Annotated in this window: 8 protein-coding genes, 1 tRNA gene and 1 pseudogene; 6 read left to right on the top strand and 4 right to left on the bottom strand. The window is 63.5% G+C overall.

Features of this window, described 5'->3' with window-relative positions; all coding sequences use genetic code 11:
• Positions 1–176: 176 nt before the first annotated feature.
• Together AC1VXD_RS18885 and AC1VXD_RS18880 are read right to left on the bottom strand one after the other, a co-directional pair.
• Complete coding sequence (locus AC1VXD_RS18885; RefSeq protein WP_482993338.1) at positions 177–740, bottom strand: energy transducer TonB; 564 nt, start codon at positions 738–740, stop codon at positions 177–179.
• Between the two features lie 118 nt (positions 741–858).
• Positions 859–1,497, bottom strand: a complete 639-nt coding sequence (locus AC1VXD_RS18880) for an energy transducer TonB (RefSeq protein WP_482993337.1) — start codon at positions 1,495–1,497, stop codon at positions 859–861.
• Positions 1,498–1,610: 113 nt separating this feature from the next.
• Between AC1VXD_RS18880 and serS the strand changes: the two genes are divergently transcribed.
• Positions 1,611–2,891 carry a serine--tRNA ligase gene (gene serS, locus AC1VXD_RS18875; protein WP_108769209.1) on the top strand — a complete coding sequence of 427 codons (1,281 nt, stop codon included), beginning with the start codon at positions 1,611–1,613 and terminating at the stop codon, positions 2,889–2,891.
• Positions 2,892–3,011: 120 nt separating this feature from the next.
• On the opposite strand, the gene AC1VXD_RS18870 is transcribed toward serS, so the two are convergent.
• Positions 3,012–3,362 (bottom strand): SH3 domain-containing protein, encoded by a 351-nt coding sequence (locus tag AC1VXD_RS18870; protein WP_482993336.1) that lies wholly within the window; start codon positions 3,360–3,362, stop codon positions 3,012–3,014.
• Positions 3,363–3,509: 147 nt separating this feature from the next.
• A complete protein-coding gene (locus AC1VXD_RS18865) occupies positions 3,510–4,094 on the bottom strand; it encodes an FMN-dependent NADH-azoreductase (RefSeq protein ID WP_079222337.1) in 585 nt (194 codons plus the stop codon).
• Positions 4,095–4,220: 126 nt separating this feature from the next.
• Here AC1VXD_RS18865 and AC1VXD_RS18860 point away from each other — a divergent pair, with 126 nt between their 5' ends.
• From AC1VXD_RS18860 to AC1VXD_RS18840, 5 genes and pseudogenes are all read left to right on the top strand, one after another.
• Positions 4,221–5,213, top strand: a complete 993-nt coding sequence (locus AC1VXD_RS18860; RefSeq protein WP_482993335.1) for a LysR family transcriptional regulator — start codon at positions 4,221–4,223, stop codon at positions 5,211–5,213.
• A gap of 102 nt (positions 5,214–5,315) precedes the next feature.
• Positions 5,316–5,405, top strand: a tRNA-Ser gene (locus AC1VXD_RS18855).
• 84 nt (positions 5,406–5,489) lie between these two features.
• A pseudogene (locus tag AC1VXD_RS18850) lies at positions 5,490–5,846 on the top strand (DUF6538 domain-containing protein); the annotation flags it as partial.
• A gap of 684 nt (positions 5,847–6,530) precedes the next feature.
• Complete coding sequence (locus AC1VXD_RS18845) at positions 6,531–11,234, top strand: RHS repeat-associated core domain-containing protein (RefSeq protein WP_482993334.1); 4,704 nt, start codon at positions 6,531–6,533, stop codon at positions 11,232–11,234.
• 34 nt (positions 11,235–11,268) lie between these two features.
• On the top strand, positions 11,269–11,805 hold the full coding sequence (locus AC1VXD_RS18840) for a hypothetical protein (RefSeq protein ID WP_482993333.1): 537 nt from the start codon (positions 11,269–11,271) through the stop codon (positions 11,803–11,805).
• Positions 11,806–11,963: the final 158 nt, after the last annotated feature.

The following is an 11,963-nucleotide window of genomic DNA, read 5'->3' as shown; positions in this document are numbered from 1 at the left end:
CGCCCGCCGGGCATGGCCCGGCGCTACCAAACGCCGCCCGGTAGGGCCGGGCCATGCCCGGCGGAAACCAAGCCGCGGCGGTAGTGCCGGCCGCTGGCCGGCAACCCACAACCCCGGCACAAAAAAAGACGGAGGCCGAAGCCTCCGTCTCCCGATCACGAACCCCTCGCTCGCGATCAACGCTGCTCGGTGCGGAAATCCACCGGCACGCGCACCACGCTCGCCACGGCACGACCGTTCTGCATGGCCGGCTCAAACTTCCAGGCCTGCACGGTGCGCAGCACGGAGCGATCCAGGTCACGGCTGCGCTCGCCGCTACGCGACACGATGCTCGCCTCGGTCACGTTGCCACGGCTATCCACGTTGAGGCTGGCCACCACGCTGCCCTGCACGCCGTTACGCAGCGCAGTCGCCGGGTAGGTCGGCTTGTCATTGCTGGCCAGCGGACTGGCCTCACGGTTGCGAGCGGCCGGGGTCGTCTTGCGCTGCTCGCTGGCCGGGGCCGCGTTGCGCGCTGCAGGCGCCGTGGCCACCGGGGTCTCGCTGGCCGGCAGCATGCGTTCGCCCACCGGGGCCGGTGCCACGTCATCCTGGTTCGAGAACCGCAGCCACAACAGTGCGGCGGCAAACATCGCCACGATCAGCGCCAGCCACAGCCAGGGTGAGGTGCGCTGCGGGCGCTCGCTCACGTCCTGCTGCAGATGCGGGGAATGAAGGTGTTCATGGGTAGCATCACTCATTGCAGACTCCTCGCGTCAGTAACGACGCACAAAGTCTTGCCCGAGGCGATGTAGCGGTGTGTCAGCGTTGCGTCAACGCGACCGGCAGGGTTCAGGTTGCCTGCCGGGAAGCATTCAGTTACTGCGGCTTGAAGTCGAACGGCACCTCAATGGAGCCCGGCACCGGCTGGCCGTTGCTCAGCGCGGGGGTAAAGCGCCAGCGGCGCACCGCGTCGCTGGCGGCACGGTCCAGCTCGCGCGAGCCGCTGCGCTGGATCACGGTGATGTTGTTGGCATAGCCGGTGGCATCCACGTCCACCCGCACCACCACGCTGCCGGACTCGCCACGACGCAGCGCGGCGGCCGGGTAGGTCGGCGGCGGCGACTGGCCCGCCACGGGCATCGGCTGGCTGTTGCCGGTGGCCGGCGCGGTGCTGCCCGGCGCGGCCGGGGCCGGTTCGGTGCTGGCCGGCGGCGGCGGGGCGGTTTCCACCAGCTTCGGCGCCTCCTCCTGCACCGGTGCCGGCTTGGCATCGGGCATGTCGCTGGAGCCGGCCGCGGCGGGCAGGGGCTCGGGCAGCGGCTCGACCTGCGCGGTTTCCTGCGGGGTCTGCGTGGCCGGGTCATCGGCGCGGAAGAATTCCTTGTCGCGGCCGGTCAACCAGACCACCACGAACAGCAGCACGCCCACGCCGAAGGCGATGCCGGCGATCTTCAGGGCGTTGCGCGGGATATGCACAGTGAACGACTTGGCAGGCGATGAGCGGGGTGCAGACATGGACCGGACCAGCAGGGAATGCCCCGATTCTGCCACGGTGGGAATGAACCGGGCGGCAGAAATCCGTATAACAGGCGATAATCCCGTTCCTGATACCCACCACGACACCCGCCATGCTTGATCCAGCCCTGCTCCGCCACCAGCCCGCCGACCTCGCCGAACGCCTGCGCACCAGCCGCGGCTTCGAGCTCGACGTGTCTGCCCTGGAGTCTCTGGAGGCCGATCGCAAGCGCATCCAGGTGCGGACCCAGGAACTGCAGAGCCTGCGCAACAGCCGTTCCAAGGCCATCGGCCAGGCCAAGGCCAAGGGCGAGGACGTGTCGGCCATCATGGCCGAAGTGGCCGCCTTCGCCGACGAGCTGAAGGCTTCGGAAGTGGCCCTGGACGAGCTGCGCGAAAAGATCGACACCATCGCCGCGGGCATCCCGAACCTGCCTGCCGATGACGTGCCGGCCGGCGCCGACGAGAACGACAACGTCGAGCAGGCGCGCTGGGGCACCCCACGTACCTTCGATTTCCCGGTGCTGGACCACGTCGAGCTGGGCGCCCGCAATGCCGGTCTGGACGCCGAGACCGCGGCCAAGCTGTCGGGCTCGCGCTTCACCGTGCTGCGCGGCCAGGTTGCCCGCCTGCACCGTGCCCTGGCCCAGTTCATGCTGGACCTGCACGCCGGTGAACACGGCTACGAAGAAACCAACGTGCCGCTGCTGGTCAACGCCGATTCGCTGCGTGGTACCGGCCAGCTGCCGAAGTTCGAGGACGACCTGTTCAAGACCGCCGTGGGCGATTCCACGCGCTACCTGATCCCGACCTCGGAAGTGCCGCTGACCAACCTGGTGCGCGACGAGATCGTCGACGCCGAGCGCCTGCCGCTGCGCGTGACCGCCCACTCGATGTGCTTCCGCGCTGAAGCCGGCAGCGGCGGCCGTGACGTGCGCGGCATGATCCGCCAGCACCAGTTCGAGAAGGTCGAGCTGGTGTCGATCTGCCGCCCGGAAGACAGCGACGCCGAACACACCCGCATGACCCGCTGCGCCGAAGTGGTGCTGGAAAAGCTGGGCCTGCCGTACCGCAAGGTGCTGCTGTGCACCGGCGACATGGGCTTCTCGGCGATCAAGACCTATGACCTGGAAGTCTGGCTGCCCTCGCAGAACACCTACCGCGAGATCAGCTCGTGCTCCAACACCGGTGATTTCCAGGCCCGCCGCATGCAGGCCCGCTGGCGCAACCCGGCCACCGGCAAGCCGGAACTGGTGCACACCCTGAACGGCTCAGGCGTGGCCGTCGGCCGTGCGATGATCGCCGTGATGGAGAACTACCAGAACGCAGACGGCACCATCACCGTGCCGGACGTGCTGCGGCCGTACATGGGTGGCGTCGAAACCATCGGTTGAACCCGGTAGCGCCGGGCCATGCCCGGCGGTTTTGTGTGGGGGGATCCGCGCATGGCGCGGTCCCGCATCCACGCATGGCGTGGATCTACTGAGCACGCTATGCGTGGGTGAACCCCGCGATCACCCCACAACCCGCACCTTCTCCAACGGCACCCACCCGGGCTCACCGTCTTCCGGCACGCACCACGCCCATCCATTGAGCGTTCGCACGCCGCGCAACACCTGCCCTGGATCCACATCCAGCTCCCGCGCACAGTAATCCTCCGTGGCAAACGCGCCACCCTGCGCATCGCGCCCGATCACCGGCACCGGCACGAACCCTGGTTCCTGCCCCTCGGCCTGGCACAGAAACCAGTCCTCCCAGCCCTCAGGGCCCTCATAACGCTCGCCCACCACCAGCGCCTGCCCACGGCGCAGGGTAATCGGGTGCGGAAACTCACTGCGATGCGCAGCCGTCACGATGTAGTCCATGCCCCCAGCCTACCGGCAGCGCGCAACAAAAAACGGCCCCGCAAAGCGGAGCCGTTGGGGTGGGCCGGGATGGGGGAGGGGCTCCCGGCCCGCAATCAGCGCCCCGACGAGGAGGGGGGGAGGGCGCCGATCGCTGCAACGCAGTACTTATGCAGCCACTTCTTCGGCAGCGTGCGACGGCAGGGCCGACAGCGCGCCGGCAATGGCGTCTTCGCGGTGCTTCGGCGAGTAGGCGATGCCCTCGGCACGCACGAACTCGACGTTGTCGATGCCCATGAAGGCGAACACCTGGCGCAGGAAGGGTTCCTGGAAGTCGGCTGGCGAATCAGTGTAGATGCCGCCACGGGCGCTCACCACGATCACGCGCTTGCCACCGGCCAGGCCCACCGGGCCGTTCTCGGTGTACTTGAAGGTGCGGCCGGCCACGGCAACGCGGTCGATCCAGGCCTTCAGGGTGGACGGGATGCTGAAGTTGTACATCGGCGCGCCGATGACCAGGATGTCAGCGGCCAGGAACTGCTGCATCACCTGTTCAGCGTCGGTCGCCTCGGCGGCATCGACACCGGCCAGCGAACTGCTGCGCAGATGCGGTACCGGATTGGCGTCAAGATCGCGATAATCGACCTGCAGGCCGTCGATCTGGTTCTTGAACTGGGCGACCACAGCAGCGGTCAGCTGGCGGGACACGGAATTGTCGCCAAGCACGCTGGCGTCGAGATGCAGAAGCTTCATGGCAGTCACCTATGTTCTGGAAGGAAGGGGCGGTGTTTGCCGCCGACGGAGAGAACGATAGGTTGTTGCATGGGCAGGATAAAGGTGGTTCAATGCCACGAATTGTTCTAGATATGGAACTCGGGTATGCATGACCTGAATGACCTTTACTACTTCGCCATGGTGGTCGACCACGGCGGATTCGCCGCCGCCGAGCGCGCTCTGGGTATCCCCAAATCGCGCCTGAGCCGCCGTATCAGCCAGCTTGAGACCGACCTCGGCGTGCGCCTGCTGCAGCGTTCCACGCGCCGTTTCGCCGTGACAGATGTCGGCACCAGCGTGCACCGCCATGCGCAGACCATGCTGGCCGAGGCCCAGGCCGCGCGCGAAGTGGTCGACCGCCTCAGCGCCGAGCCGCGCGGTGTCGTGCGTGCCAGCGTGCCCGTGTCGCTGGCGCAGATGCAGCTGCCCAAGCTGCTGCCCAGGTTCCTTGAGCAGTACCCCAAGGTCCGCCTGCAGCTGAACATCAGCAACCGCCGCGTGGACATCATCAATGAAGGCTACGACGTGGCCCTGCGCGTGCGTTCGCGCCTCGATGACGATGGCAGCCTGGTGATGCGCAGCTTCGGCCAGGTGCAGGAACTGCTGGTGGCCAGCCCGAAGTACCTGGACCGCGCCGGCCGCCCGAAAGACCCGGAAGAGCTGACCCAGCACGTCACCCTCAGCATCAGCGAAGACGAGGCGCGCCAGCGCTGGGAGCTGCATGGCCCGGAAGGCGAAGTGCGCCGGGTGGACCTGCAGCCGCGCGTGGCCGGTTTCGACTTCCCGCTGCTGCAGAGCATGGTGAAGGACGGTTTCGGCATCACCATGCTGCCGGAAACCGTCTGCGCCGAAGCCGTGCGCAATGGTGAACTGGAAGTGGTGCTGCCGGACTGGTCGCTGCCGCAGGGCGTGTGCCACGCCGTGTTCGCCTCGCGCCGCGGTCTGCTGCCGGCAGTGCGCGTGTTCATCGATTTCCTGGCCGAACACCTGCCGCCGCAGCTGGAGGCCTCGCGCCTGGATTGCGGTGGCGCGTGCGAGAAGGCCAAGGAAAAGATCAAGGCCAGTGCGCTGGGTGCGCTGGCGGTGGACGCGGGCTGAGGCTTGCCCGTAGCGCCAGGCCCTGCCCAGCGTTACGCCGGTCTTGGGCAAATCGCCCAGCCGTGCGAGAATGCGTGCCCGGCCAGCAGGCTGGGCCGATACGGAGAGATGGCCGAGCGGTTTAAGGCACCGGTCTTGAAAACCGGCGAAGGGTTAAACCTTCCGTGGGTTCGAATCCCACTCTCTCCGCCAAAAGACCCTAACTCGTTGATTTTTAATTGAAATCATCGATGAGGTCGGATTGGAAAGCAGGAAGCATGCAGAGGAAACACTCGCATGCGCATCCCCCATCATTTGAGCCGGTCATCCACCGGCCGCTGGTCGTTCGTCCAGCGCGTTCCTACTGATTTGCAAGCCGTGCTCGATTGCCGGCTCATCAAGCGCACCCTCAAGACCCACGATCTCGCCCAGGCGCACGTGCGTGCAGTCGTGCTTGGAGCGGGCTATGCTCGGCTCTTCGCACAGTTGAAGGATCAACGCGTGGCCAAGCTCAGCAAGTCGGATGCTGACCTGCTCATTGCTCGCCTGACGAGCGCCGAGAACCTCCGTGAACTGACGTTGGACCGCACGCGTCAACCGGATGGGACCGTGACGGAGCGGTGGCAAATCGACAGCCCCAAGGACCTCAAGCTGTAGAATTCGATGCCCCATGCCCATCGTCGCACCCCCTTGGTGATCAAGGCGTGGGTCAAGGTCCGGCAAGGCTGCCATCTGCCCAAAAGTAATCTATGTCGAACTCTGCATCGCGGTCATTACCTAGCTCTGCCGTTAGAATTTGGTGAGCACGGTCATGGCCCACCGCTGCCACCACGAGAACCCCTTATCTCTAGCCCGGTCGGCATAGTCTTCCCCAGGGCAAAGGCGCTCCACTTTCCGTGTTCCTCGCCGGGCCATAAGCGGCCCGACAAGCAACCCCGAAGGCCCGATAGAAGGTGGCGCAACTCAAACGATTAACTCAATGCCGTTGAGCGGATCTCCTAAGGAGGGGCCGCCGCCTTCGCTGCGGTTTAAGCAGTTATTCGAGCAAGGTCTCGTCAAACCCGCGCTAGAAGATTTGCTGGGGCGCCAGTGCAGTAAGTGATGAGCCATCTTTGCTGTAGCGCTGGTTCAACAGCTCTACAGCGATTTTCCAACCCGGTAAGTGTGATGGGTATCACGATCATTGGCTTGATTATTCCGACGATCTGGAGGACAAGGGCTCAGTGAAGCTGCAACGCATTCCGGACCAGGGACGATCCGAAACACGACGTGATGGGGCTCTACCCCCGCGTTCTCGTTCCTCGCCGGCGTTGTGTTCGTCCAGGAAGGGGAACAGGTATGTTGGAGCGACTGAAGTCCTTATCGCGTGCCGCGCTGGTAATCGCTGCCCTGAGTGGCATCACCGCGGCCGTGGCAGAAGCGCAGGAAAGCAAGATCACTTGGCGCATTTCGCAGCCCGGTGGCAATTCGACGCAGTACAAGACCCAGCAGCAGGCGGTGCAGGCGATCAAGAGCCTGCCCGCACCGAGTCCGTTCCCGCCGGAGTTCCAGTTCGGTTGGCAGTCTGTCGACAAGATCAAGTCGAAAGTCGTGGACTTGAACGGAAACACGTCGATCACTTACTGGATGGGGAAGGCGCAACCCTCCGATCCAGACTGGACCTATCTCGGTACAGCAGAGTTTTCGACCGAAGAGGCGATGGTCGCAAGCTTCCTCGCTGATGTTCAGGCAGCCAACCCCGTCTGTCCGGGCGCTGCTGTCACACCTCAAGGGGAATGGTTCTCTGGTACGCCGGAAACGGAAGGCGTGGTGGAGTCGAGGTTCTATCAGATCACTCATATGATCGGGCAGAACACGGCCGAATCGCCCTGCGCTCCCTACGTGAGCCAGACGGCCTTCGGCCGCAAACGCCGCCTTGATTGCCCCGTTCCTCTTACGCAGTGGTCCAACACACACAACGCCTGCGTGAACGAGGAGTTCGTTGCGACCATCACCTCGAAGTCGCAGAAGTGCGACAAGGATGGCGGCAACGGCAACTGCCCCATGTCCCGTAACGATACAGCTACGAACATGAGTCCGCTTCCCGACAAGGACCCGCCCTCCAACGGCGATACCTGCGACGGCAATGTCGGCAATCCGTGTGATGTTAAAACGGGCGAGAAGTACGAGATCGCGCAGGACTTCGATCTGGGCTGGATCGCGCTGACGCGCTTCTATCACTCCGGCATCTCCACCTCATCCGGTGGCTTCGGTTATGGCTGGACCCATTCGCTGGGCGCCAACCTGGCACTGGATGGTGTTGACAGTGTGGGCATCATTGAAAGCACCGGCTTCCAGCGTGCATTCAAGAAGATCGGCCAAGCCTATGAGGCGGACGACGACAGTGGTGACCGTCTGGTCCAGAGCGGCAACTGGACACTGTACTCGGCGGATTCCATCTCTACCTTCGGCGCGGACGGGCGTCTTGCCGCGAAGCGCTTCGCGGATGGCACGTCGCTGACCTACATCTATGACGACAGCGACCGCCTTGCGGCGGTCACCCACAGCAGTGGCCGCACACTGGAGTTCGTTTACCAGTCCAACGACTATGAGGCGCTGATCAGTTCGGTGCTGGTCGAAGGCATTGCGCTCGCCACCTACACCTACACATCGCAGAACCAGGTCGCCACGGTGACCTATGCGGGTGGCGGTGTGCGCACGTATCACTACGAGAACCAGGCTTTCCCCCAGCACCTGACGGGTATCACCGCCGAGGACGGTCGTCGCTACAGCACCTTTACCTACGATTCCATCGGCCGTGTGATCTCCAGTCAGCATGCCGGCGGTGCCGATGGTGTGACGCTGGCCTATAGCCCCAACGGCGGTGCGGTCGTGACCGACGCGCTTGGGCGGCAGACCGACTACACCCTGACACCCGGCGGCGATAGCGCTCCGTCGCGCAAGGTGACCGGCCTGACGGATTCGCAGGGAACAGTCAGCCGAACCTACTACGACCAGAGTGTCGACTTCCGCCGCCGTCTGGATACCTACACCGATCGCCGCGGCATCCAGACCAAGCACACCTATGCGCAGGGCACTGACCCGGTGAGTGGTCGTGCCGTCAGCATCCATACCGTGACCGAAGCGTTTGGCCTGCCCGAGCAGCGGGTGGTGACCACTGCGCGCGACGTCGAAACCAATGCGGTACTGACCACCCGCATCGGCAATCGTGAAACCCGAACGTCCTTCAATACCCGACGCCAGCCGACGGCCAACACGGTGACCGACATCGCGTCCGGTCAGACGCGCATCACCAGCTACACGTACTGCGAAGCCGCTGATGTGGCAGCGGCAGGCAGCTGCCCGGTGAAGGGGCTGCTGAAGAGTGTGGATGGCCCGCGCACGGATGTGGCCGATGCCGTTACCTATGCCTATTACTCGGCGGATGATGCAGGGTGCGCGACCGGAGGTGCCTGCACCTATCGCAAGGGCGACCTGCGCAGTGTGACCAATGCGTTGGGCCAGACGGTTGAGACCTTGGCCTACGACGCGTTCGGGCGGCCGTTGTCGGTCAAGGATGCCAACGGCGTGGTGACCGATTACACCTACCATGCCCGCGGCTGGCCGACCTCGATCACCGTACGCGGTGCCAGCACGGCCGAGAATCGGGTCACCCAGCTGAGCTATTGGCCGACGGGCCAGGTGCAGAAGACCACCGAGCCGGATGGCAGCAGCGTTTCCTACGTCTACGATGCTGCCCTGCGCTTGACCGACATCGAGGACAACGCAGGCAACACGATTCACTACACACTGGACAATGCCGGCAACCGCGTCAAGGAAGACACGCTGGATACCGGCGGCACCCTGCGCCGTACCCTGGCACGGACGTTCAACACGCTCGGCCAGCTGACCGCACTGAAGGACGCAGGCAATCACGCCACCGGCTTTGCCTACGATGCCAACGGCAACCCGCAGACCGTGACCGACGCCCTGCAGCGTGTGACGAGCCAGCAGTACGATCCGCTGAACCGCCTGGCCCAGACCCTGCAGGACGTCGGCGGCGTGGCGGCGGAGATCCGCAGCCAGTACAACGCGCTGGACCAGGTCACCCAGGTCACCGACCCGAAGGGCCTGCACACCACCTACGCCTACAACGGTTTCGGTGACCTGACCGGGCAGGTCAGCCCGGACAGTGGCGCCAGCAGCTTCACAGTGGATGCGGCCGGCAATCGCAAGACGGCCACCGATGCGCGTGGCGTCACCGCCACCTATCACTACGATGTACTCAACCGCCTGATCGGCGTCGCCTTTCCGGACCCCAATCTGGATGTGGGCTACAGGTATGACGTGGCACCGGCTGCCTGTGCCGCCGACGAGCGCTTTGCCAAGGGCCGCCTGGGGCAGGTGCTGCACGCCAACGGCAGTACCCAGTACTGCCACGACCGCTTCGGCCAGGTCACCCGCAAGGTGCAGACTGTCAACGGCGTTGCCAGCACGCTGCGCTACGCCTACAGCAAGTCGGGACGGCTGGCCGCGTTGACCTACCCCGACGGCAGCGTGGCCGACTATGTGCGCGATACCCAAGGGCGCATCAGCCAGATCGGGCTGACCCGACCCGGCCAGTCTCGCCAGATCGTGGTGAACAACGTGACCTACGCGGCCTTCGGCCCGGCGACCGGTTGGACCTATGGCAATGGCCGCCAACTGCAGCGTCCGCTGGATTTGGATTACCGCCCGCAGGCGGTGCATGACCCGGCCGCAGGTGGCCTGTCGCTGGGCTACGGCTATAACCCGGTCGGTTCGATCACCGAGCTGAAGAACGGCGCAGGCTCGGAGGTGCTCGCCAAGTACGCCTACGACACGCTGGGCCGCCTGACCCAGACCCAGGACGGCGCGACCGGCACGCCGATTGAAACCTATGCGTATGACGCCACCGGCAATCGCACCGCGCTGACCACCTCGGCGGGGACCGCCAGCTACACCTATCCCGCAACCAGCCATCGCCTGACTGCGGTGGATGGCGAGGTACGCAGCCATGACGCGGCGGGCAACACCACCGGCATCGGCGGCAAGGCGTTCATCTACAACGATACCAACCGCATGAACGCGGTGAAGCAGGGCAATGCCGTGCTGGAAAGCTACGGTTACAACCATCGCGGCGAGCGCATGCTGCGTACTCCAGCCGGTGGCGCAGCTCAGATCACGCTGTACGATGAGGCCGGGCAATGGCTGGGCAACTATTCGGCCACGGGACAGGCGCAGCAGCAGGCCATCTGGCTGGACAACTACCCGGTGGCGGTGATCAATGTGCCAGCTACCGGCGTGCCGGAATTGGCCTACGTGCAGCCGGATCATCTGGGTACGCCGCGCGTGGTGATCGACCCGACGCGGAATGTTGCGATCTGGGAGTGGAGCAACAAGAGCGAGGTGTTCGGCAATCAGATTCCGAGTGCCGACCCGGATGGCGACGGTGTGGCGTTCGAGCTGGCGCTGCGCTTCCCGGGCCAGCAGGCGACGGATGCGAGTGGGTTGTTCTACAACTACCAGCGGGAGTATGACCCAGCAGTGGGGCGCTACTCTCAGAGTGATCCGATTGGGTTGGCGGGAGGAGTTAGCACATATTCGTATGTAGGGGGCAACCCCCTTGTTGGCATAGATTCGCTAGGCCTTTGCGAGCAGACATCGGTTTGTCGGACGCTACCGGGAATGTCAGTATTTAGCGAGGCTGCGCAGGCTGCCATCTCGGCATATCCATCTTCCCCCCTCGATAGGATATGGCCTTTCAGTGTGTTGCGGGGGACGCGAATCCATGTGCAATTTGCTATTAACGTGAAAGCCTATGGTGCTCCGTACGATGCCGAAGTCTCTTACTTGAACGGGATCGTTGTAGACTACGGAACCCCAGGATCAGTTCGCGCCGACGGCATATATGGGCCCAGGGCGTACCCGAAATATGCGGTCGAATTGAAGTCGGGAGCCGCTGGTCTGACTGCAGCGGAAATTCGCAATTACTACAAGCATCTCCCTAGAGGAACTATACTTTGTGGTGTTCTGGAAAGGTGAGTGCCCTAACATGAAATCCATAGCACTTTGGAGGATGAAGCGCCAGGCCAAGAGCAGTGGCCTGCGCGCCGTTGGAAACTTTTTGATTGCATTTCATACGAGGGATGTCATCTCAGGTTTCACGTTGGATCCTGCTCCATCCTCTACCTATATATGGACCTTCGTAGTTCCGACCTATGATGATTTATCCTTCCTGCACATGTCTTTAGGTCAGAGGATTGCAAGCGCGGAAGAGGATAAAGACTTTTTCTGTGGGGTGTATAAGGCGCACGCAGAAAAACTTGAGGCGGTGAAGACGGCAGCAGATCTGTTGATCTATGTCGACGGGCTTGACTTCACTAGCGACTACTCGGAGTGGATAAAATACATATCCGCCATCAGGCTTGGCGATTTCGTTGCGGCAGATGCCACGCTGGAGAGACTTTTGAACTTGCCAAAGTCTGATCTAGTTCAGCGTAAATTGGATGCGATTCTTTCTTCTTTGAGGAATGGTGGCGAGTCTGGCGCACAGGATCTCTTGGAAAGTTGGTCTCGTCAAACGGCTCGCTTGGTGGGCTTTGCCGACCGGTAGAATAAAATGGTAATGCATGGCTTCGTTGCGAATTGGTTTGCTGGTTTTGAATCGCCCAGGGTTCCGTAGACACCTCGCAGCCATAAACTATGGCTTAGGCGGAGGTGATTATGAGCACGAAGCGGTACACCGATGAGTTCAAGATCGAGGCGGTCCGA

This window comes from Stenotrophomonas sp. STEN054, assembly GCF_056854535.1.
Note: the sequence above shows the minus strand (reverse complement) of the source record. Positions and strands in the feature narration are given on the sequence as shown.

Coding starts and splice junctions, on each gene's coding strand:
- AC1VXD_RS18885 (WP_482993338.1), bottom strand. CDS start 740: ATGAGTGATGCTACCCATGAACACCTTCATTCCCCGCATCTGCAGCAG.
- AC1VXD_RS18880 (WP_482993337.1), bottom strand. CDS start 1,497: ATGTCTGCACCCCGCTCATCGCCTGCCAAGTCGTTCACTGTGCATATC.
- serS (WP_108769209.1), top strand. CDS start 1,611: ATGCTTGATCCAGCCCTGCTCCGCCACCAGCCCGCCGACCTCGCCGAA.
- AC1VXD_RS18870 (WP_482993336.1), bottom strand. CDS start 3,362: ATGGACTACATCGTGACGGCTGCGCATCGCAGTGAGTTTCCGCACCCG.
- AC1VXD_RS18865 (WP_079222337.1), bottom strand. CDS start 4,094: ATGAAGCTTCTGCATCTCGACGCCAGCGTGCTTGGCGACAATTCCGTG.
- AC1VXD_RS18860 (WP_482993335.1), top strand. CDS start 4,221: ATGCATGACCTGAATGACCTTTACTACTTCGCCATGGTGGTCGACCAC.
- AC1VXD_RS18845 (WP_482993334.1), top strand. CDS start 6,531: ATGTTGGAGCGACTGAAGTCCTTATCGCGTGCCGCGCTGGTAATCGCT.
- AC1VXD_RS18840 (WP_482993333.1), top strand. CDS start 11,269: ATGAAGCGCCAGGCCAAGAGCAGTGGCCTGCGCGCCGTTGGAAACTTT.